The sequence below is a fragment of the Glycomyces sp. L485 genome, assembly GCF_022548875.1.
In the GTDB taxonomy this organism is placed as follows: Bacteria; Actinomycetota; Actinomycetes; order Mycobacteriales; family Micromonosporaceae; genus Glycomyces.
Genome location: NZ_JAKZEW010000043.1, coordinates 382 through 20699, shown reverse-complemented (window position 1 = coordinate 20699; position 20318 = coordinate 382). Strand labels below are relative to the sequence as shown.

The 20318-nt window shown below is 68.7% G+C and carries 23 protein-coding genes and 1 tRNA gene; 18 read left to right on the top strand and 6 right to left on the bottom strand.

Annotated elements, in window-relative coordinates:
- Nucleotides 1-96: 96 nt before the first annotated feature.
- Nucleotides 97-939 carry a hypothetical protein gene (locus L0U85_RS17215; RefSeq protein ID WP_241378991.1) on the bottom strand — a complete coding sequence of 281 codons (843 nt, stop codon included), beginning with the start codon at nt 937-939 and terminating at the stop codon, nt 97-99.
- A gap of 26 nt (nt 940-965) precedes the next feature.
- Complete coding sequence (locus tag L0U85_RS17210) at nt 966-1724, bottom strand: enoyl-CoA hydratase-related protein (RefSeq protein WP_241378990.1); 759 nt, start codon at nt 1722-1724, stop codon at nt 966-968.
- Nucleotides 1725-1742: 18 nt separating this feature from the next.
- Between L0U85_RS17210 and hemW the strand changes: the two genes are divergently transcribed.
- The 13 genes from hemW (at nt 1743) to L0U85_RS17150 (ending at nt 12201) form a co-directional block, all read left to right on the top strand.
- On the top strand, nt 1743-2918 hold the full coding sequence (gene hemW / locus L0U85_RS17205) for a radical SAM family heme chaperone HemW (protein ID WP_241378989.1): 1176 nt from the start codon (nt 1743-1745) through the stop codon (nt 2916-2918).
- Between the two features lie 48 nt (nt 2919-2966).
- Complete coding sequence (locus tag L0U85_RS17200; RefSeq protein ID WP_241378988.1) at nt 2967-4103, top strand: CapA family protein; 1137 nt, start codon at nt 2967-2969, stop codon at nt 4101-4103.
- A gap of 94 nt (nt 4104-4197) precedes the next feature.
- The gene (gene hrcA, locus L0U85_RS17195; RefSeq protein WP_241378987.1) at nt 4198-5214 is read left to right on the top strand and encodes a heat-inducible transcriptional repressor HrcA; all 1017 of its coding nucleotides are present in this window, start codon (nt 4198-4200) and stop codon (nt 5212-5214) included.
- A gap of 21 nt (nt 5215-5235) precedes the next feature.
- On the top strand, nt 5236-6369 hold the full coding sequence (dnaJ, locus tag L0U85_RS17190) for a molecular chaperone DnaJ (protein ID WP_241378986.1): 1134 nt from the start codon (nt 5236-5238) through the stop codon (nt 6367-6369).
- A gap of 9 nt (nt 6370-6378) precedes the next feature.
- Complete coding sequence (locus L0U85_RS17185) at nt 6379-7101, top strand: 16S rRNA (uracil(1498)-N(3))-methyltransferase (RefSeq protein ID WP_241378985.1); 723 nt, start codon at nt 6379-6381, stop codon at nt 7099-7101.
- Nucleotides 7102-7184: 83 nt separating this feature from the next.
- Entirely contained in the window at nt 7185-7316 is a 132-nt protein-coding gene (locus L0U85_RS20870) for a hypothetical protein (protein WP_277605972.1), read from the top strand.
- 141 nt (nt 7317-7457) lie between these two features.
- Nucleotides 7458-7811, top strand: coding sequence for a histidine triad nucleotide-binding protein (locus tag L0U85_RS17180; protein WP_241378984.1), 354 nt, complete (start codon nt 7458-7460; stop codon nt 7809-7811).
- Between the two features lie 141 nt (nt 7812-7952).
- Entirely contained in the window at nt 7953-8960 is a 1008-nt protein-coding gene (locus L0U85_RS17175) for a PhoH family protein (RefSeq protein WP_241378983.1), read from the top strand.
- Between the two features lie 4 nt (nt 8961-8964).
- Nucleotides 8965-9444 carry an rRNA maturation RNase YbeY gene (gene ybeY, locus L0U85_RS17170; protein ID WP_241378982.1) on the top strand — a complete coding sequence of 160 codons (480 nt, stop codon included), beginning with the start codon at nt 8965-8967 and terminating at the stop codon, nt 9442-9444.
- Nucleotides 9445-9450: 6 nt separating this feature from the next.
- The gene (locus tag L0U85_RS17165; RefSeq protein ID WP_241378981.1) at nt 9451-10764 is read left to right on the top strand and encodes a hemolysin family protein; all 1314 of its coding nucleotides are present in this window, start codon (nt 9451-9453) and stop codon (nt 10762-10764) included.
- Nucleotides 10757-11095, top strand: a complete 339-nt coding sequence (locus L0U85_RS17160; RefSeq protein ID WP_241378980.1) for a cytidine deaminase — start codon at nt 10757-10759, stop codon at nt 11093-11095. The genes L0U85_RS17165 and L0U85_RS17160 overlap by 8 nt, the downstream gene beginning before the upstream one ends.
- A complete protein-coding gene (era, locus tag L0U85_RS17155; RefSeq protein ID WP_241378979.1) occupies nt 11088-11987 on the top strand; it encodes a GTPase Era in 900 nt (299 codons plus the stop codon). The genes L0U85_RS17160 and era overlap by 8 nt, the downstream gene beginning before the upstream one ends.
- Before the next feature lie 140 nt (nt 11988-12127).
- Nucleotides 12128-12201: transfer RNA gene (locus L0U85_RS17150), tRNA-Met, on the top strand.
- On the opposite strand, the gene L0U85_RS17145 is transcribed toward L0U85_RS17150, so the two are convergent.
- Entirely contained in the window at nt 12183-12449 is a 267-nt protein-coding gene (locus L0U85_RS17145) for a hypothetical protein (RefSeq protein WP_241378978.1), read from the bottom strand. The two genes, L0U85_RS17150 and L0U85_RS17145, sit on opposite strands and share 19 nt — an antisense overlap.
- 289 nt (nt 12450-12738) lie before the next feature.
- On the opposite strand from L0U85_RS17145, the gene L0U85_RS20865 reads away from it, so the two are divergent.
- From L0U85_RS20865 to L0U85_RS17135, 3 genes are all read left to right on the top strand, one after another.
- Nucleotides 12739-12870, top strand: a complete 132-nt coding sequence (locus L0U85_RS20865; RefSeq protein WP_277605971.1) for a hypothetical protein — start codon at nt 12739-12741, stop codon at nt 12868-12870.
- A 35-nt stretch (nt 12871-12905) separates the two neighbouring features.
- Complete coding sequence (locus L0U85_RS17140; RefSeq protein ID WP_241378977.1) at nt 12906-14081, top strand: hypothetical protein; 1176 nt, start codon at nt 12906-12908, stop codon at nt 14079-14081.
- Nucleotides 14082-15045: 964 nt separating this feature from the next.
- The gene (locus tag L0U85_RS17135) at nt 15046-15303 is read left to right on the top strand and encodes a helix-turn-helix domain-containing protein (protein WP_241378976.1); all 258 of its coding nucleotides are present in this window, start codon (nt 15046-15048) and stop codon (nt 15301-15303) included.
- Nucleotides 15304-15343: 40 nt separating this feature from the next.
- On the opposite strand, the gene L0U85_RS17130 is transcribed toward L0U85_RS17135, so the two are convergent.
- Together L0U85_RS17130 and L0U85_RS17125 are read right to left on the bottom strand one after the other, a co-directional pair.
- On the bottom strand, nt 15344-15613 hold the full coding sequence (locus L0U85_RS17130) for a Smr/MutS family protein (protein ID WP_241378975.1): 270 nt from the start codon (nt 15611-15613) through the stop codon (nt 15344-15346).
- A 13-nt stretch (nt 15614-15626) separates the two neighbouring features.
- Nucleotides 15627-16547 (bottom strand): cation diffusion facilitator family transporter, encoded by a 921-nt coding sequence (locus tag L0U85_RS17125; protein ID WP_241378974.1) that lies wholly within the window; start codon nt 16545-16547, stop codon nt 15627-15629.
- Nucleotides 16548-16932: 385 nt separating this feature from the next.
- On the opposite strand from L0U85_RS17125, the gene L0U85_RS17120 reads away from it, so the two are divergent.
- Nucleotides 16933-18132: an MFS transporter gene (locus L0U85_RS17120; protein WP_241378973.1), complete on the top strand. Its 1200-nt coding sequence runs from the start codon at nt 16933-16935 to the stop codon at nt 18130-18132.
- Here the strand turns inward: L0U85_RS17120 and L0U85_RS17115 are convergent.
- Entirely contained in the window at nt 18129-19079 is a 951-nt protein-coding gene (locus L0U85_RS17115; RefSeq protein WP_241378972.1) for an EamA family transporter, read from the bottom strand. The two genes, L0U85_RS17120 and L0U85_RS17115, sit on opposite strands and share 4 nt — an antisense overlap.
- 234 nt (nt 19080-19313) lie before the next feature.
- Between L0U85_RS17115 and L0U85_RS17110 the strand changes: the two genes are divergently transcribed.
- Nucleotides 19314-19931: a LysE family translocator gene (locus tag L0U85_RS17110; protein ID WP_241378971.1), complete on the top strand. Its 618-nt coding sequence runs from the start codon at nt 19314-19316 to the stop codon at nt 19929-19931.
- Nucleotides 19932-20318: the final 387 nt, after the last annotated feature.

Below are 20318 nucleotides of genomic sequence, written 5' to 3'. Positions count from 1 at the left end.
GCAGGGTTACAGCTCTCACGCTAGCGTCCTCAGTCCACAACCGAAGGACCGGCTTTGCTGACAAACCGGTGCGAGATAACGTATTTCAGCTGGTGATCACGCCGGATCGGCCAGCGCGACCGTCACGGCCAAGGCGTCGGAGGCCGCAACTTCGGCCACCTCGCCCTCGGGCGCGACCCAGCCGTTCTCGCCCGGCTCCCAGCGCATTCCCGCGTACGTCACCGAGGCGATGTCGAACTCATAGGACTTCGCGACGGCCCACGACGCCCGGTTCCAGCCCGCCGCGGCGTCCTCGGCGCCGATCGTGATCACCTGGCCGTCCACCCCGGACACCTCGGTGCCCCACTGGTAGGCGTACGCCTCGGCGAGCAGCGCCGCGTCCGTCGAGACCTCCCGAGCGCCGCCGGCGATGCACGACAGGCCGGCCTCCTCGCCGCCGGCGAACGCCGCCGCGACCGCCAGCCCGTCGTCCTCCCACTGGTCGTACAGGTCCGGGTAGGCGCTCACCTGCACGGCCTGCGCCGCGTCTCCGATCTCCATGTCCTGCCAGCCGTCGGTGCGGCGCAGCTTCTCGTAGAACTTGAACGAGGCGTAGACCGGGTCGAGGATCTCCTCCTCGGTGCCCCAGCCGACGCTGGGGCGCTGCTGGAACAGTCCGAGCGAGTCGTGGTCGCCGTAGTCGACGTTGGACAGCTTCGATTCTTGGAACGCCGTGGCGATCGCCACGGCCACGGCCCGTTCGTCCATGCCGTCCCTGTGGCCGACGGCGGCGATGGTGGCGGCGTGGAAGGTCTGCTCGGCACTCAGGTGCAGCGGTTCGGCGGTGTCGCCGATGTAGCAGCCGGTCGGCCGTGGGGTGAGCATGTCGTCGACGGCGTCGCCGCATGCGGCCGTGCCGCCGATCAGCAGGAGCGAGAGCATCGCGGGGAGAGCGCGCAACGTTCCTCCGATCAGGTCAGTGGCCACTAATGTACCCAGGAGGGGGTGTCCTTCTCAAGGAACGAACGGACACCTTCGCGTCCCTCTTCGGCGAAGAAGTACTCGGCGGTCAGCGCAGCCGCCTCGTTGAGCGAGGCGCGAAGCCCGGTGCCGCCGGTGAGGGTCTTGATCCCCGCCTGCGCGCCTGGACCGCCCGCGCGCAGCCGGACGAGCACGTCCTCCAGCGTCGTTTCGGTTTCGCCGGCGTAGGCGATGAGGCCCCACCGGCGCGCGTCATCGGCGCCGAACGAGTCGCCGGTGAGGAACAGTTCGCGCATCTTGCCCTCGGTGAGTTTGCGGGCCACGACCGGTGCGATCACGGCGGGCACCACGCCTAGGAGCACCTCGCTGAACGCCAACCTGGCATTCGGGTCGCAGACGGCTACGTCGGCGGCGGCGAGCAGCCCCATGCCGCCGCCGCGCACGGCGCCGCGCGCGACCACGACGACGGGTTTGGGCGCTTCGCACATGTCGGCGAGCGCCTCGGCCAGGTGCGCGGCGGGGAGGTCTGCGGCGCGGGTCGCTCGCGCGGACTCTGCCAGGTCGGCCCCGGCGCAGAACACGGGTCCGGCGTGGTCGATGACGATCACGCGGACCGTCTCGTCGGCGACGGCGCGGGCGAGCGCCTCTCGGAGCCGCGCGAGCAGCGCGGTCGACAGCGCATTGCGCCGGGCGGGATCGTTGAGGGTAATCGTGGCCACCGCCCGGTCGGAGCGGTAGGCGATCAGTGCGTCATTGCGTTCCACGCCAGTACCGTAGTCGGCGTGTCCTCTGAAGTCATCGCCGCTGCCGCGAATTCGCCCGATACCGCCCGTGGGGGCTTCGGGTTCTATGTCCACGTCCCGTTCTGCGTCTCGCGCTGCGGCTACTGCGACTTCAACACCTATACCGCCGCTGAACTGGGCGCCGGGGTCTCACGGGAGACGTACGCGGGGATCGTCCGGGCGGAGGTCCGGGCCGCCGCGGCGCTGTTCGAGGCGCCGCCGCGAGTGGACACGGTGTTCTTCGGCGGCGGTACGCCCACGCTGCTGCCCGCCTCGGACCTGGCCGCCATCCTCGCCGAGATCGACGCGGCCTTCGGTCTCGCGCCCGGCTCGGAGGTGACGACCGAGGCCAATCCCGAGTCGGTCGACGCGGCGTACCTCGCCGAGCTGTTCGACGGCGGTTTCACGCGATTGTCGGTCGGGATGCAGTCGGTGGCGCCGCACGTCCTCAAGGTCCTCGACCGTGAGCACTCGCCGGCCAAAGCCCTCGCCGCCGTCGAGCACGCGCACCGGGCCGGTTTCGAGCACGTGAGCCTCGACCTGATCTACGGCACGCCCGGCGAGACGGAGGCCGACTTCGCGGCCAGCCTGAAGGCCGCCGTCGACTCCGGGGTCGACCACGTCTCGGCTTATGCGCTCATCGTCGAGGACGGCACGCAGCTGGCCAGGCGCATCCGCTCCGGCCTGGTGCCCCGGCCCTCCGACGACGTCGCCGCCGACCGCTACCTCGCCGCCGAGGCGGCCCTGACCGACGCCGGCTTCTCCTGGTACGAGGTCTCCAACTGGGCCAAGACGCCCGAGGCCCGCTGCCGCCACAACGTTCTGTACTGGGACGGCGGGCACTGGTGGGGCGCCGGCCCGGGCGCCCACTCGCACCTGCCGGGCCTGCGCTGGTGGAACCACAAGCACCCTTCGACGTACGCGGCGGCGCTCGCGGACGGCCTACCGCTCGCCGGGTGCGAAACCCTCACTGATGATGATCGATATCTAGAGCGTGTGATGCTTCGAACTCGTCTCAGTGGCGGTCTGCCGGTATCGTTGCTCCGAACGAACGGAGCGGCGGCCGCACAGCAGGTCGTCGCCGACGGCCTCGCGGTCATCGAGGACGGCCGCCTCCACCTCACCCTGAGAGGCCGCCTGCTCGCCGACGCGGTCGTGAGGGATCTCACGGCCTGACTGCGACGTCCAAGTCGACATGCCCCCGACCTCCCGGAGCCCACACCCATGCACGACCTGTTCCACAAGCCGCGCACGCTGCCCCGCAGAGGACTGCTCACCGGAGCGGTCGCCGGCCTCGCCGCCACCGCCGCCTGCTCCGAAGAGGCGCCCGTGCCCGAGGACGTCGGCGCAGGCGCCGCCGAGGAGACCAGCCCCGCCGCCTCGCCCTCGCCCGAGCCGCCCCGCTCGATCACCATCACCCACGTCGGCGACACCATGCCCGGGTCCTACCCGAATCGGATGCCCTCCGACGAGGGCGCGAGCTTCTTCGACGACGTCCGCTCCGAGCTCACCGGCGACGTCGTCATCGCCAACCTCGAAGGTGCGCTGTCGACCCTCGAGTTCGACAAGTGCGGCGGCGGCTCCTGCATCTACTTCCGGCTCCCCGCCGAGTACGCGCAGGTCTTCGCCGACGCCGGTATCGACGTCCTCAACCAGGCCAACAACCACGGCTGGGACGCCGGCCCCGACGGAGCGACCGAGACCCAGGACGCCGTCCGCGACGCCGGCATGACGATCACCGGCGTCAAGGACGAGGTCGCGTTCTTCGAGACCGAGGCCGGAGTCACCGTCGGCGTCGTGGGCTTCGCGCCCTACACCTTCTACACCGACGTGCGCGACCTCGACGCGGTCGCGACGCTCGTGTCCGAGGCGAAATCCCAGGCGGACCTGGTGGTCGCCACCGCCCACCTCGGCGCAGAGGGCTCCGACCAACTCCACACGCCCGAGGGCGTGGAGACCTACTACGGCGAGGACCGCGGCGACACCCGAGCGTTCGCCCACACCTGCGTCGACGCCGGCGCCGACCTGGTCATCGGCCACGGCCCGCACGTGCTGCGCGGCATGGAGCTCTACAACGGCAAGCTCATCGCCTACTCGCTGGGTAACTTCGGCGGCGGCCAGAAGCTGTTCAACACCGACGGGCCGCTCGGCGTCGCCGGGATCCTCAAGGTCACCTTCACCGAAGAGGGCGCCCTCGAGGGCGGCACGCTCGTGCCCACCGTCATGGACGACGACAACGGCTACCCGCTGCTCGACCCGGACGGTGAGGCGATCGCCACGATCAGCGACCTCGCCTCCGATTTCGGCGACGCCGGAGTGACCGTCGGCGACGACGGTGCGCTCGTCCTCCCGACTGTCTGAGGCCACCCGTAGACTGGCACTCTGTAGGCCGGAGTGCCAAACTTGAGTCCAGTCGGACCAAGGCACGGCGAGCGAACGAAAGGAAGTGACGGCGATGGACGATCGCAAGCTCGAAGTGTTGCGCGCCATCGTCGAGGACTACGTCGCCACGCAGGAGCCGGTGGGATCGAAGGCCGTGGCCCAGCGCCACGCCCTCGGCGTCTCCGCGGCCACCGTCCGCAACGACATGGCCTTCCTCGAAGAGGCCGGCTACATCCACCAGCCCCACACCTCCGCCGGCCGCATCCCCACCGACAAGGGCTACCGGCTTTTCGTCGACCGGCTCGGCAAGATCAAACCGCTGTCGGCCGCCGAACGGCGCGCCGTCCACCGCTTCCTCGCCGAGGCCATCGACCTCGACGACGTCGTCACCCGGACCGTGCGGCTGCTGTCGCAGCTGACCCACCAGGTCGCCGTCGTCCAGTACCCGAGCCTGAACCGCTCCTCGGTGCGCCACCTGGAGCTCGTCTCCCTCACCCCCGAGCGGGTCATGCTCGTCATGATCACCGACACCGGCCGGGTCGAGCAGCGCCAGCTGGAACTGCCCGCCGACCTCGCCGAGGACGACGTCCTCGAACTGCGCCGGCTCATCAACGAGCAGCTCCAGGGCAAACCGCTCGCCGACGCCCCGAGGATCATCGCCGACCTCGCAGAACTGGCCAGGCCCGAGCTGCGCCCCTCGGCGTCGGCGCTGGCCCGAGTGCTGCTGGAGACCGTCGTCTCCCGCACCGAGGAGCGCATCGCCGTCGCCGGCGCGGCCAACCTGACGCGCCACACCGCCTACTTCGCGGGTTCGCTGCGCTCGATCCTGGAAGCGCTGGAGGAGGAAGTGGTCCTCATGCAGCTGCTCGGCCGGGCCGACACCGGCCCGCTGCTGACGGTCCGCATCGGCGACGAGAACGAGATCGACGACTTTCGCGAGACCGCCGTGGTCACCGCGGGGTACGGGCCCGGCGCCGTGGTCGGCCACATGGGCGTCCTGGGTCCCACGCGCATGGACTACCCGGGCACGATCGCGGCCGTGCGGGCCGTGGCCCGCTACGTATCAGAGATTTTGGAACAGAACCGCTGACAAGGGACTATGAGAGCGCACGTGGCTAAGGACTACTACGGCATCCTCGGTGTCGACAAGAACGCCTCCGAGGACGACCTGAAGAAGGCGTACCGGAAACTGGCGCGCAAATACCACCCCGACGTCAGTGACGAGCCCGACGCCGAGGAGCGGCTCCAAGACATCAACGCCGCCTTCGAGGTCCTCATGGACCCGCAGAAGCGGGCAGTCGTCGACGCCGGCGGCGACCCGTTCGACCGCGCCACCGCAGGCGCGGGCGGCGCGCCGTTCATGGGCTTCGAGGACATCATGGACGCCTTCTTCGGCGGCTCCATGGGCGGCTTCGGCAGGCGCGGGCCCCGCTCGCGCACCCGCCCCGGCAACGACGCGCTGCTGCGCCTCGACCTCGACCTCGAAGAGGTCGCGTTCGGCACCGAATCCACCCTCACCGTGGACACGGCGGTCCTCTGCGACGAATGCGAGGGCTCCTGCTCCGAAGGGAACGCCGAACCGCAGACGTGCACCACCTGCGGCGGCAGCGGCGAGGTCCAGGTCGTGCAGCGCACGATCCTCGGCCAGGTCCGCACCGCCCGCCCCTGCTCTGCCTGCTCGGGCTACGGCACGATCATCACCGACCCGTGCCGCAAGTGCGGCGGCGAAGGCCGCGTCCGGTCCCGCCGGCGCATCACCGTCAAGGTGCCGGCCGGCGTCGAGGACGGCATGCGGATCCGCCTCTCCGGCGAAGGCGAGGTCGGCCCCGGCGGCGGGCCCGCAGGCGACCTGTACGTCGAAGTCCACGAGAAGCCCCACGAGATCTTCACCCGGGAGGGCTCGGACCTGCACTGCCGCGTCCGCGTGCCGATGACGCAGGCCGCCCTGGGCACCAAGCTGAACGTCCACACCCTCGACGACCGGGTCGAGGTCGACGTCGCGCCGGGCACCCAAGCGGGCACCGTGAAGAAGGTCCGCGGCCAGGGCGTCCCGAAACTGCGCGGCGGAGGCCTGCGCGGCGACCTGTACGTCGAGCTCGACGTGCGCACGCCCACCAAGATCGACGCCGAGCAGGAGGAACTGCTCAAGAAGCTCGCCACGCTGCGGGACGAGGAGGTTCGCGAGATCAAGACCGGCAGCGGTTTCTTCTCGAGGATGAGGGACGCCTTCAACGGGCACGCATAGGCTCCCGCTGTGGATTCGGTCTTCCTGGTCGATGCGCTGCCGAGCGCCGACGGCTTCGTCCTCGACGGCCCTGAAGGGCACCACGCCGCCGACGTCCAGCGCATCCGGCCCGGCGAGACGCTGACGCTCTCCGACGGCGCGGGCGGCCTCGCCCGTGCCCGCGTCACCGCAGCCGAACGCGGCAGCCTCACACTGGAGGTCCTCGACCGGAGTACCGTCCCCGCCCCCGACCCGAAACTCACCGTCGTGCAGGCCCTCCCCAAGGGCGACAGGGGCGAACGCGCCGTCCAGATGCTCACCGAGATCGGCGTCGACGAGGTGATCCCCTGGGCCGCATCACGATCCATCACCCAATGGAAGGGCCCGCGCGGCGAGAAGGCCCGCGGCAAATGGGTCGCCACCGCCCGCGAGGCCACCAAGCAGGCCCGCCGCGCCCACCTCGCGCGCGTCGCCGAGCTCCACACGACCAAGCAGCTCCTCGCACGCCTCCGCGAAGCCGCGCAGGTCCTCGTGCTCGACGCCGAGGCGCCGACCCCGTTGTCGGCGGTGAACCTCGCCGAGAGCGGAGAGATCGCGCTCGTCATAGGACCCGAGGGCTCCATCAGCCCCGAGGAACTGCGCGCGCTGGCCGAGTTCGGCGAGCCGATCCGCTTGGGCGAGACCGTCCTGCGCACCTCCACCGCAGGAGCCGCCGCATCGGCGGTTCTCCAAGCCCGACTGGGTCGATGGTGACACCCGTTCGGAGGACCGCGGAATCGCGTCGGTTCAGTTAGGATAGTGATACGTGTCACTCCTCGAACCCGTTGGGGGTCCTCATGACTGACACCGTTCGCTCAAGGCCCCGTTCCGGTCGGATTCGACTCGTCGCCGAACTCGTGATCGCCGCACTCGGCATCGGTGGCGCGGGATTCGGCTTCTACGCCAATGAAGCCAAGAACGGGCGCTGAGGTAGGGGGAGCAGGACAGGCCCTGACAGGTCAACGTGCGTGACTCCGAAGCCACCTCTTCGGCTACCGGCACTATCGCCTCCTGGGCCGACGTGCGTTTCCGATAGCGGCGCGGTCTCGCCGGTGACTAGGATCGGCCCCATGAACGACAACGACTGCCTGTTCTGCAAGATCGTCGCCGGCGAGATCCCGTCCAAGCGGGTACGCGAGACCCAGCGGGTCCTCGCCTTCCGCGACATCAACCCGAAGACGCCCACGCACGTGCTGGTCATTCCCAAGGACCACTACGCCGATGTCGCCGACCTGGTCCACGCCGACCCGGAACTGGCCGCCGAGACCCTCGCCGTCGCCGCCGCCGTCGCCGACGACGAAGGTGTCACCGGCTCCGGCTGGCGCCTGCTCGCCAACTCCGGCCCCGACGCCGGCCAAGAGGTCTTCCACATGCATCTCCACGTGTTCGGCGGCAAACCGCTCGGCCCGATGATCTCCGCTTGAAACCACTGCGCGGTCCGGTTTTCACGTTGTCTCGGGACCTCCATGGGAACTACCATTGAGGCGACACCGAGCGGCCGATACCAGGCCGCAGTTCATCTCCTTTGGGAAGCAGGTGGCGAACAGCCCGCAGGGGCGAAGCCTATGACCGACCGCTCTACGTCTACCGGCCAGATCACCTCGACGATCACCGTCGCCGACCAGCGGGCGCTCATGGCCCTGCTCGGCCGCGCCGACGAGAACCTCCGCTACATCGAACGTCAGAACCCCGGCGTCGACCTGCACGTCCGCGGCGACACGATCACCATCACCGGCTTCAACGGCAAAGCCCACGCGGCCGAACGACTCGTGAAGGAGCTGCTCGCCTTGATCGAGAACGGCGAGAACGTCGATCCCGACATCATCCGGCGAACCGAGAACATGCTCGAAGCCGCCCCCGCCGAACGGCCCGTGGACGTGCTCACGCACAACATCGTCTCCCGCCGCGGCAAGACGATCCGGCCCAAGACCCTCGGGCAGAAGCGCTACGTCGAGGCCATCGACGAGCACACCATCGTCTTCGGCATCGGCCCGGCCGGAACCGGCAAGACCTACCTGGCCATGGCCAAGGCCGTGCAGGCCCTCCAGGCCAAGGAGGTCACCCGGATCATCCTGACCCGGCCCGCCGTCGAAGCCGGCGAGAAGCTCGGCTTCCTGCCGGGCACCCTCGGTGAGAAGATCGACCCCTACCTGCGCCCGCTCTACGACGCGCTCCACGACATGATCGATCCGGGTTCGATCCCCAAGCTCATGGAAGCCGGAACGATCGAAGTCGCTCCGCTGGCGTTCATGCGCGGAAGAACCATCAATGACGCGTTCATCATCCTCGACGAGGCGCAGAACACCACGCCCGAGCAGATGAAGATGTTCCTCACACGACTCGGCTTCGGCTCGAAAATGGTCGTCACCGGCGATGTCACCCAGATCGACCTGCCGCGTGGCAACCCCTCCGGGCTCCGCGCAGTCCGAGACATCCTCACTGAGGTCGACGACCTCTACTTCGCCTCGCTCTCGGCCCAGGACGTCGTGAGACACCAACTGGTCAGCGATATCGTGAACGCCTACGAGAAGTGGGACGCCAAGAAGGACGACCACCAGAACAGGCAGCGGTGAAACGATGGGCATCGAGATCAACAATGAGTCCGGCAGCGACGTCGACGAGGCGGGCATCACCGCCGTCGCGGGCTTCGCGCTGACCGAGATGGGCGTCAACCCGCTCGCCGAGCTCTCGATCCTCGTCGTCGACCTCGACCACATGACCGAGCTCAACCGTCGCTGGATGGGCGGCACCGGGCCCACCGACGTCCTCTCCTTCCCGATGGACGACGCCATGCCGACCCGGCCCGACTCCACGGAGCCGACCATGCCGGTCCTCGGCGACCTCGTGCTCTCGCCCGACGTCGCCGAGTCCCAAGCCAAGGATGCCGGGCACTCCACCGCGGACGAGCTGCACATGCTCACCGTCCACGGCGTGCTCCACATCCTCGGCTACGACCATGCCGAACCCGAGCAGGCCAAGGAGATGTTCGGCCTGCAGAACCGACTGCTCGAAGCCTGGCGCGTCAAACGACGAGCCGCCCAGAGCACGGAGAGTTAGGACACGATGGGCTACGCCTACACGCTGCTGGCCACAGCCGTCGCACTCGTCTTCATCGCCGGCCTCGCCGCCATGGTCGACTCGGCACTCACCACCGTCTCGCCCGCCCGCTCAGCCGAACTCGCCGAACAGCACCGGCGCGGGGCCGCCGCGCTCGTCCGCATCACCGAGGACCTGCCGCGGCACCTGAACCTCCTGATCCTCCTGCGCGTCGCCTGCGAGGCCACCGCGATAGCGCTCGTCGCAGTGCTCGCGTTCAACACCTGGGACGCATCGTGGTTCGCCGTCGGCGTCGCCGCCGCGATCATGACCGTCGTGTCCTTCGTGGCCATAGGCGTCGGCCCGCGCACCATCGGCCGCCAACACGCCTACCCGATCGCGCTGGCCCTCGCCGGCCCGGTCTACCTGCTCGGCACCGCCCTCGGGCCGCTCGCACGCCTGCTCATCCTCGTCGGCAACGCGGTCACTCCCGGGAAGGGCTTCCGCGAGGGCCCGTTCGCGACCTCCCAGATCGAGATCCGCGAGCTGGTCGACGCCGCCGAGGCCTCGGGCACTGTCGACCACGACGAGCGCGACATGATCGAATCGGTGTTCGCCTTGGGCGAGACCGTCGCCCGCGAGGTCATGGTGCCGCGCACCGCGATGGTGTGGGTCAGGGCCGACGTGAGCGCCACCGAGGCCAAAGAGGTCGCCCTGCGGTCGGGCTTCTCTCGCATCCCCGTCGTCGGCGAGGACCTCGACGACGTCCGCGGCGTCGCCTACCTCAAGGACCTCGCCAAGCTCGAAGGCGTGAACCCGGCCGTCGCCGAGGTGATGCGCTCGGTCTCGTTCGTGCCCGACTCTAAACCGGTCGACGACCTCCTGCGCGAGATGCAGACCGCCCGCATCCACATCGCCATGGTCGTCGACGAGTACGGCGGCACCGCCGGACTGGTCACCATCGAAGACATCCTCGAGGAGATCGTCGGCGAGATCACCGACGAGTACGACGACGAGCTTCCGCCCGTAGCCTGGCTCGACGACCGCTCCGCCCGCGTCACCGCACGGCTCTCCGTGGACGACCTGGCGGAACTGTTCGACGTCGAGCCTCCCGAGGTCGACGTCGACACCGTCGCCGGGCTCCTCGCCCACGAGCTGGGGAAGGTCCCGCTCGCCGGCGACCGCGCGGTCCTGGCCGGGCTCGAGCTGACCGCGGAGGGTACCGTTGGCCGCCGCAACCGCATCGAGACGGTGCGCGTCTCCCGCCTGCCCGAGGCCGACGACACCGTCAGGCCCGACACGGCATCCACGAACGATGAGAGGCACAAAATCAATGTCTGACCTGACCGTCGACGCCCTCGACGCCGAGGACGCGAAGCTCGTCACGCTCGCCCGGGGGGCGGCCGGACGGGTCCAGCAGCCCACCGGCGCCGCTGTCCGAGACGGCATCGGCCGCACCTACGCCTCGGCGGCGGTCGACCTCCCGTCGCTGCGCCTCAGCGCGCTCCAGGCGGCCGTGGCCCAGGCGTACGCGGCCGGAGCCGACACGCTCGAAGCGGCGGTGATCTTCGGCGCCGACGGCGATGAAGAGGGCATCGGGGCCGCCCGCGACCTCGCTGACGGCGTGACCGTCTACTCGGTCATCCGCAAAGAGGTGACCCGCGTTGTCTGACAATAACTTCCACGCCGGATTCGCCTGCTTCATCGGCCGCCCGAACGCCGGAAAGTCGACGCTGACGAACGCGATCATGGGCCAGAAGATCGCGATCACCTCCAACCGCCCGCAGACCACCCGCCACGTGGTCCGCGCGATCCTCCACCAGCCCGACTCTCAGCTCATCCTCGTCGACACGCCCGGTCTGCACCGTCCGCGCACGCTCCTCGGCGAGCGGCTCAACGACCTGGTGCGCCAGACTTGGTCCGAAGTCGACGTCATCGGGCTGTGCCTGCCGGCCAACGAGAAGCCCGGACCCGGCGACCGGTTCATCGCAAACGAGATCAAGGCCCTGAAGGCCAAGGTCGTCGCCGTCGTCACCAAGATCGACCTGGTGAGCAAGGACGCGCTCGTGAAGCACCTGACGAACGTCGCCGAACTGGCCGACTTCGCCGACGTCGTGCCCGTCTCGGCCAAGACCGGCGAGAACCTCGAAGAGCTCGTCAGCGTCCTGTCGGGCCACCTTCCGGAGTCGCCGCAGCTGTACCCGGACGGCATGATCTCCGAGGAGCCGGAGCGGGTCATGATCGCCGAGCTCATCCGCGAGGCCGCTCTCGAAGGCGTCCGTGACGAGCTGCCGCACTCCATCGCCGTCGTCATCGAAGACATCGAGGACGAGGAGTCCGACGGCGGGCCGCGCAAGAAGATCTGGGCAGAGATCTACGTCGAGCGCGCCAGCCAGAAGGGCATCATCATCGGCAAGGGCGGCGACCGTCTCAAGCGCGTCGGCACCAAGGCCCGCAAGGGCATCGCCCAGCTCATCGACAGCCGCGTCTACCTCGACCTGCACGTGAGGGTCGCCAAGGACTGGCAGCGCGACCCGAAGCTGCTCGAACGGCTCGGCTTCTAGGAGCCGGGCACGGTGCGGGTCTCGTTCGGCTCATCTGTGCGCATCGTCTGCTCAAAAACGCGCACAAATGCGTAGTGACCGCGCTCACCGAACCCTCCCTTGCAGCCCCATTCCAGCATCATGTACTCTTATTACAACGACGCGGGATAGAGCAGCTCGGTAGCTCGCCAGGCTCATAACCTGGAGGTCGGTGGTTCAAATCCGCCTCCCGCTACAAAGAAAGTCCAGCTGAGAGCCGGTTTCCTCGAAAGAGGGGACCGGCTCTTCTGGTTCTCGCTTGCCGTTCGCCTGTCCACAGGTTCGCATGACCGGCCGTGCGACCTGCACGAGTTCTTCGCCTGGCTCGCCAAAGAACTCCCTGCCCTCACTCATGGAGCGCTGGGAGACCGAGCGCCGCTGAAAGCCATCGCGGTCACCTCGATGACCGCCGAGGCCGAACGGGTTCGCGATCGAGCTGCCCATGACCTCAGTGTCGCCCAGGAGGAGTTGGCCAGGGTTCTTTCATGGCCGAATCCGGGATCCGCCGTCATCGGTCCGCAGGACGACACCTCAAATCAGCCCGACTTCGTGCTCGTGCGTTCCCGGCGGCCGATAGAAGGTGCCGAAGCGTTCGCCCACGGTGCCCGTACAGGGTTCACGGCCTCAGTCGGCCAAGCGGTTCTGTCGGGTGTCCGACAGGCGAGCCGGTTTCGGCGCAGTTCCCCGGCGGGTCGAAAGCATCGAAGTTAACTTCAGGTGGTCTATCGAACGCGTGCGTTCCACGGGGACATGGCACGACCACTGCTCGACCAGGAGCGGGGCGCCGACGTTCGACGCGCCGGGCACCCGGAATCCCACCGTCCTCGGCGTGACTTCCACAGTCCACTACAACGACGACGCCTGAACGGCGACCCGATCCATAGAGAGGACCGAGGGCAAATGGCCATCACCGAGCAAGGCGCAACCGCCACCACGGACCAGCAACTGCAGAACGCATACACCTATCTCGCGGTCGGCGCGACCGACACGACGCTCTACACCTTGAACCCGTACTCGGGTCTGGTCGCCAAAGTCGAGAACGCCACACCGTACAAGGCCGGCTACGACGCCTTGGCCCTGCGCGTCAAGGACGGCAAGCTGTATGCGATGAAGCAGGGGTCGGACACGATGCTGGTCATCGACGCCCGGACCGGCAGAGTCCTCGACGAGAAGCAGCTCACCGGGATGCCCGAGCGCGGCATGTCCTACGTCAACGGTGACTTCGAACCTGACGGCGACACCTACATCATCGCCGCCGGTCCGCAGCAGCCGGCGGTGCGTGTCAACGTCGCCGCCGACCCGCCGAAGGTCACTCAGCTCAATCCCGCCGGTTCGGGAGGCTGGTACGACTGGGCGTACCACCCCAACGACCACCGGCTCTACGCCGTTGACGGCGACGACGGGTCACTGATCCGCATCGACACATCCGCCAACCCGCTCAAGCAGGTGCTCGCCAAGGGATGCTTTCCCAAGGCCGAGGCTCCCGAATCGGGCGAGCGCGGTCTGTACTCGGCGGTCTTCTTCGACACCGCCGGCTACCTCTACGCCGTCGACACCGCCGGGTACGTCAACAAGCTCGACCTGACCGCTTCGACACAGAGCAAGCCGGTCTCCGGCGACTACCTGAAACAGGTCAGATCCGATCGGGTCGGCGGGGGCAGGCTCAAACTCGGCGGCCTCCAGGTGCAGGACTCCGCCGGACAGGTGCGCCACCAGGACATACCCGAGCAGTACGACTGGATACAGGCGAAGATCGTCCCCCGAAAAGACCACCCCGACGAGACCTGGGAGCCGGGCCGAGGCTGGGAGTACTCCTACAGGCTGACCCTCACCGCGGGGCGGACCGAGGTCAAGCAGTGGCGCGCCACCTTCGACCTCCCTTCCAGCGCACGGATCGAGACCTCGTCCTTTGTGATCAAACACCACGACGGGCGCCAGGCCTACCTCTACTCCCAGGACGACCGCCACATATCCGCGGGCCAGTCGCAGGACTTCGACTTCCTCCTCTGGGTGCCACTGGACCACAAGCTGCCCACGACAGACATCCAACACCTGGCCGCGGTGCGGCTCGGCTGACGACCAGGGCTCGTGGTGGACGGCGCACAGCGACAGCCGCTCCGCCACGGGCCCCTTCCGTGCCCGCCGAGCCGCCGAACAGGCGGCCGCGGCCGTCACGTTCAGCAGCAGCTTGGTGAACTGCTCGTTCGTCTTGCCGACGTACTTCAGGATCGATATCAGGTCGTCCTCGTACCGGTCGAGACGCTCGACCGGGATCGGCTCCAGCATCGACCCGTGGACTTCGTACAGCGCGAAGAGCGACGACAGGTTCGCCAGGCATGCGCGATCGCGTTCGCTCAATGAGTCTGCGTAGAAGGCGAGATACGGGATGCCGGCGAACTCGGTCTCTTCGAGTCCCTCGATCGAGGCGTCCAGCAGGCGATGGTCGAAGACGCCGATCTCGTTCTTCATCATCCTCGCCGCGGTCCGCGCGTACACGCGGTTCGCCGACGGCGACACCAGCATCGCATACTGCCGCATTCCCAATTGCACCTTCGACTCATCCGGGTCCGCATCGTGCTCGAGGCCGGTCCCACGCCACCCGATAGTCCCGTTGTGCGAACCGTATCTCAGGCGGCGCGCTCGTGCGGCGCAACCAGCCCGACGAACGCGATGACTCCGACGACGGCCACAGGAGGTCTGGGAGGCGACCCGGGTGAGGTGGAGGGCCGCCAGCGCGACCGGCGCCCCGACGGTGACAGGGAACATCGTCGCCGTAGGAAGGAAGCAGGTGATGCTCGCGGCCGGGGTGACCGGTCGCGCTGGCGGGGTCAGGGGGTGACGAGTTCTAGGGCGCGGCCGTTCAGCCCGACGTCATCAAACATGAGGTAAGGCTAGCCTATTTTTTCCGGGGGTCGATCGGGGGCGGTCGCCCCGATGACACGCGGGCGGGTGAATACGAGGCCTCGCTATGGACATTCGATGTCGGGTCGGGTCGACTGGTCCTTGTCGGCGGTTCGCCGACCGTGACGAAGGGGAGAGCATGGCACCGGATGTGAAGGTGGAGCCTTCGAGCGTCGCTACCGGCGAGGTCTGGACCGTCGAGCGCGTCAAGGCGCTCGGGGTGATGACGAACGTCGAGACGGCCGCGCAGGTCCTGGGCATCGGCAGGACCGTGGCCTACAGGCTGGCCAAGGAAGGGCGGTTCCCGGTGCAGGTCCTGAGGATCGGCCACAGCTACCGGGTACCGGTGCTGCGGCTGCTCGAGCTGCTCGGGGCCGAGTCCGACCGTCTCGACTGAGCGCGAACCGGGTGCCGCGAGGGGGCGCGGCGCCCCGGCGTCACTTCTTGCGCTGCTTGTGCTTGAAGTGGACGAACAGGCGCCCGAAGTTCTTGGAGTCCTTGTCGACGCGGTGGTAGAGCGCCTTGATCTCCTTCTGGTCGAGGAACCGCAGCACCTTCTTCTTGAGCTGCCCCGAGCCCTTGCCGGGGATGATCTCGACGAGGTCGATCTTCTTGGCGATCGCCTCGTCGATGACCTCCCTCAGCGCACGGTCGATCTGGGAGCCCTTGTTGTAGATGTCGTGCAGGTCCAGCACCAGTTTCGCCATGCAACGAGCCTAGCTACTCGACGGGCGAGCGGCGCAGGTCCGGTTCGAGGTAGACGGCTGTCGCGATCGGCACGGCCCCGCGGATGCGCTCCTCGGCGGCGTTGATCTCGGCGGCGATCTCGTCGCCGGTCTCGGAATCGAGGACGCCGATCTTCGCGGCGACGAGCAGCTCGTCCGGGCCGATGTGGAGCGTCTTGAGGTGGATGATGTCGGTGATCCCCCCGTCGGCGAGAATCGCCGCCTCGATCGCGCCGATGTTCGCGAGCGTCGCCGACTCGCCGATGAGCAGGCTCTTGATTTCGATGGCGAGCACCACCGCGATGGCGACCAGCAGCGCACCGATGACCATGGTGCCGAGAGCGTCGAAGATCGGGTCGCCGGTGATGACCGCCAGGCCGACGCCGAGCAGAGCCGCGATCAGGCCGACGAGCGCGCCGATGTCCTCGAGCAAGATCACCGGCAGCTCCGGGGACTTGGCGCCCCGCACGAACTTCACCCATGACTGCTTCCCGCGGACGTGGTTCGACTCTTTGATGGCCGTGCGCAGCGAGAACGATTCCAGGACGATCGCCACCACGAGCACCCCGATCGCGACGAGCGGCGCCGAGAGCTCATGCGGATGCGAGAGCTTCTCGTACCCCTCGTACAGCGCGTAGAGCCCGCCGATGCTGAACAGCACGATCGAGACGATGAACGCGTAGATGTAGCGCTCGCGGCCGTACCCGAACGGGTGCGCCGGGCTCGCCTCCCTGCGGGCCCGCTTCCCGCCGATCAGCAGCAGCACCTGGTTGGACGCGTCGGCCACCGAGTGGACGCCCTCGGCCAACATCGACGCCGAACCGGTGATCCCGGCCGCGATGAACTTGCTGACCGCGATGCCCGTGTTCGCGGTCAGAGCCGCCACGATCGCTTTGGTGCCGCCTTCAGCCGACATGTGCCTCAGTTCCTTCCGTCGAGGGGTGCGCGCAGACGCAGACCGAGTGTGGCACGCCACCGCAACACCGATCTCGATGAGCCGACGCCCTAGCGCTCAAGACATGTCGGTGAGATATTCGCAATATTTCATGCCTGTTGCGTCGGTGCTAGCCTTGGGCCAGTGGCCACGCCCCTGGCGCGTAAGCGTCCGGACCGGGTGACGGCACTGCGCACCGCCGAGGGGTAAGCGACCCTTGCCCCGGCCGACCGCCTCGAACGAGGAACCTCCGGCCCCTGCGCAGACCCCACCCGCGTCGCCGCAGCACGGACCGAGTGGTGGACCGGTTCCGGCATATGAAGACCCAGCCGGGTCGTGCCGAGAACCGAGACCGAAAGGCCGTGCCGTGTCCACCCTCGAACGAGTCCACCCCGCCGCCCCCACCACCGCCCTGCGGCCCACCACCAAGCAGTGGCTGTCCGTCGCCGCCGTCGCCCTGGGCGTCTTCGTCGTCATGACCGCCGAGATGCTCCCGATCGGCCTACTCACCCCCATCGGCGCCGACCTCGGCGTCACAGCCGGCACCGCCGGCCTCATGGTCACCGTCCCCGGCCTCGTCGCCGCCGTCGCCGCGCCCTTGAGCACCGTGCTCACCGCCCGCGCCGACCGCAAGCGGGTCCTGCTCGCACTCGCCGTCCTCGTCTCCGCCGCCAATATCGGCGCCGCGCTGGCCGACGGCTTCGCCCTCATGATCGCCGCGCGCGTCCTCGTCGGCGTCAGCATCGGCGCGTTCTGGTCCGTAGCCGGCGGCATCGCCGTCCGTCTCGTACCCGAGACCTACGTGCCACGTGCCACCGCCGCCGTCTACGGCGGCATCGGCGCCGCCACCGTCCTCGGGGTCCCCGCGGGCACCTTCATCGGCGGCCACCTCGGCTGGAGGGCCGCCCTGGCCGTCCTCGCCGCCCTCTCCCTGGTGACGTTCGCCGCGATCGCCCTCCTCGTCCCGAAACTCCCCTCGACCGGCACGGTCCGCTTCAGCTCCCTCACTCGGATGCTGCGCACCAACCCGGGCGTGCGCATCGGCCTGGCGCTGACGTTCCTGATCGTCTCGGGCCACTTCATCGCCTACACCTACATCAGCCCGATCCTCGCCGGCATCGGCATCGCCCCCGGCGGCATCGGCGGCATGCTCATGGTCTTCGGCATCGCCGCGCTCGTCGCGACCGTCGCCTCCGGCGCGCTCATCGGCAGGCACCTCAAGGGCACCCTCATCGGCCTGGCCGCCGCAATGTCCCTGTCCATGGCGCTCATGGCCCTCGCCGTCGGCGACGCCTTCTCGGCGATCGCCGTCCTGGTGCTGTGGGGCATCGGCTACGGCATGGTCTCCCCGGCCGTCCAGACCTGGTACCTCGAGGCCGCCCCCGACGACGCCGAGATCGCGACCAGCCTGAACACCATGATGTTCAACCTGGCGATCGCGGTCGGGTCCTTCTCCGGGGGACTGGTCGTCGACGCCGCCGGAGCGCCGAACGTGTTGTGGATCGGGGCGCTCCTGCTCACGCCGGTCGCGTTGCTTGTCGGAGGCAGGAGCGCCCGGCGACTCTAAGCCGGTCGCGACTCGGCAGCGGCGAGGCAGGCGATGGACCCGAGCAGGATCAGCGTCCCCGCCAGCGTCGCGGCCGTCATCGCCTCCCCCAACAGGAAGACCGCCAGCATTGCGGCGGTGACCGGCTCGATGAGCATCATGACCGACGCCGTCGCCGCCCGCACCCTGGCCGCGCCCGCGAAATAGAACGGGTACGCCAGCGCCGTCGTGAACACCGCGAGATATCCCATGAGAGCGACGACGCGCCACATGCCGTCGCCGTGTGGGACCAGGCCCTCGAACCAGGCCAGCGGCAGCAGCACGGCCGCGCCGATCCCGAACGACCACATCGTGAGCGTGAACGGGTCCTCGCCGTTGCCGTCCCGGCCGGTGAGGCGCCCCAACAGGGCGAACCCGGCGTACCCGGCGGCCGACAGGAGGCCCAGTGCGACCCCGAGCGGCTCGACGACGCCTTCAGCGTTGCCGCCGACAAGGATGGCCAGCCCCGTGAGCGCCCCGGCGATCGCGAGGGCTCCACCGCGCCCGATGCGCTCGCCGAGGAAGAGCCGACCGCCGACCGCGGTGACGATCGGACAGGATCCGAGGGTGACGATGGTGGCAACAGCGACGCCGGTCACGTCCACCGACGCGAAATACGCGGTCTGGAAGACCGCCATGCTGATGCCGATGCCGACCAGCAGAACCGAGCGGTTCCGCAGCGGCCGCGCCGGACGGCGTCTGGCGCCGTCCGGCAGGAAGGCGGTGACGGCCAGAAGCAGCGCCAGCCCGCCCAGGTGGCGCCAGAAGGAGACGGCGATCGGTCCCAGGTCGCTGACCCGGTAGACGAGATCGGCGGCGGTGCCGGTCGTGCCCCAAGTCAGGGCGGTGACGGTGAGGAAGACCAGGCCGCGTCGCGCGGCGGACTCGGACGCGCGCGGGCGTGCGGGGACTTCGATGGAAGTGGACAAGACGCGTTCTCCTGCAGAGAGATTCGGAAGGATGGACCTCGTCTGCGGGCACAACCGCAATGCGTGTCGGGCCGCGGCCCGACACGTCGGAGTTGGTTAAGACCCGCCTCAGGCGGCGGGCGGGGATACCGAACGCATGATGGCGAGCATACGGCTCCGGGGTGTGGAATGCCAGTGGGAAAGCGGCTCCGGTGGTGGGAGCATGGAGTCCTTCATGCCGAGAGGAGCCCTCTGATGACCGCGCTCATGGTGTTCGCCGCGGCGATCCTGGTGGCCTCGATCGTGCCCGGCCCCGATTTCGCGATTGTGACCCGCAACGCCATGCTCGGCGGAAGGGGCAGCGGCATGTGGACGGCGCTCGGTGTCGCCGGCGGCTGCGTCGTCTGGGTGGTGGCGACCGCCGTCGGTCTGTCGACGCTGCTGGCCGCTTCGGTCGTCGCGTTCACCTTCGTCAAGGTCGCGGGTGCGATCTACCTGATCTACCTCGGCGCCCGTTCGATCCACGCGGCCTTCAAGGACCGCTCGAAGCCCGTCGCCGAAGCGGAGCCGACCCGGCGGGTGACCCACTGGGAGGCGTTCCGCTCGGGGCTGCTGTGCAACCTGCTCAACCCGAAGGCCCTCGTGTTCTTCACCGCGCTCATACCGCAGTTCATCAGCGGCGGCGCCCCTTGGGCGTACGTCGGGGAGCTGGCGTTCGTCGCGGCGGCCGTGAACGGCTTGTGGTTCCTGGCGCTGGCCAACCTCGTCGGACTGCTGCGCCGGTTCCTCACCCGCCCGAACGTCCGAGCGTGGATCAACGGCGTCACCGGAGGAATCCTCGTCGCACTCGGGCTGCGCGTGGCCGCCAACTAGATGTTCCGCCTTGGTGGGCTGTGAACGAGGGGGGCTGGTTCGGGATCGCAGTCCGCTTGTCGGTCGAGTTGCGGTGAGCTTCGATCGGATCAGCGACGGAGAGCGAATGTGTTCTCGGGGTGGTCTGTCGGTGACCCGGTGGCGTTTGGGCGAACTTCAGGCGAGGCGGCGATGACGAGGTGGAGGGTTGGGTGGGGTGGGGTCTTCGGCTCCGGGTGCCTTTCGTCTGGGCTTCAGGCGGGCAGCGACGAAGGAGCTGAGTGGAGGTCGGGTGCGCGATGTCGGCCACGGAGGTCGGTCGTGGGGAGCAGGAGCGGGACTCTTGCGGCCGGTTCGGCGGCTGCGGCGGGCACTGTGGCAACGGGTTCGGTGGCTGTGAGGGGATGG

Bases quoted from the DNA above. Each gene is read 5' to 3' on its own strand.
- L0U85_RS17125 (WP_241378974.1), bottom strand. From the start codon at position 16,547: ATGTCGGCTGAAGGCGGCACCAAAGCGATCGTGGCGGCTCTGACCGCG.
- L0U85_RS17160 (WP_241378980.1), top strand. From the start codon at position 10,757: ATGTCTGACCTGACCGTCGACGCCCTCGACGCCGAGGACGCGAAGCTC.
- L0U85_RS17130 (WP_241378975.1), bottom strand. From the start codon at position 15,613: ATGGCGAAACTGGTGCTGGACCTGCACGACATCTACAACAAGGGCTCC.
- L0U85_RS17140 (WP_241378977.1), top strand. From the start codon at position 12,906: ATGGCCATCACCGAGCAAGGCGCAACCGCCACCACGGACCAGCAACTG.
- L0U85_RS17175 (WP_241378983.1), top strand. From the start codon at position 7,953: ATGACCGACCGCTCTACGTCTACCGGCCAGATCACCTCGACGATCACC.
- L0U85_RS17165 (WP_241378981.1), top strand. From the start codon at position 9,451: ATGGGCTACGCCTACACGCTGCTGGCCACAGCCGTCGCACTCGTCTTC.
- L0U85_RS20870 (WP_277605972.1), top strand. From the start codon at position 7,185: ATGACTGACACCGTTCGCTCAAGGCCCCGTTCCGGTCGGATTCGACTC.
- hrcA (WP_241378987.1), top strand. From the start codon at position 4,198: ATGGACGATCGCAAGCTCGAAGTGTTGCGCGCCATCGTCGAGGACTAC.
- ybeY (WP_241378982.1), top strand. From the start codon at position 8,965: ATGGGCATCGAGATCAACAATGAGTCCGGCAGCGACGTCGACGAGGCG.
- L0U85_RS17200 (WP_241378988.1), top strand. From the start codon at position 2,967: ATGCACGACCTGTTCCACAAGCCGCGCACGCTGCCCCGCAGAGGACTG.
- L0U85_RS17135 (WP_241378976.1), top strand. From the start codon at position 15,046: ATGGCACCGGATGTGAAGGTGGAGCCTTCGAGCGTCGCTACCGGCGAG.
- L0U85_RS17110 (WP_241378971.1), top strand. From the start codon at position 19,314: ATGACCGCGCTCATGGTGTTCGCCGCGGCGATCCTGGTGGCCTCGATC.
- L0U85_RS17145 (WP_241378978.1), bottom strand. From the start codon at position 12,449: ATGGGCAGCTCGATCGCGAACCCGTTCGGCCTCGGCGGTCATCGAGGT.
- L0U85_RS17180 (WP_241378984.1), top strand. From the start codon at position 7,458: ATGAACGACAACGACTGCCTGTTCTGCAAGATCGTCGCCGGCGAGATC.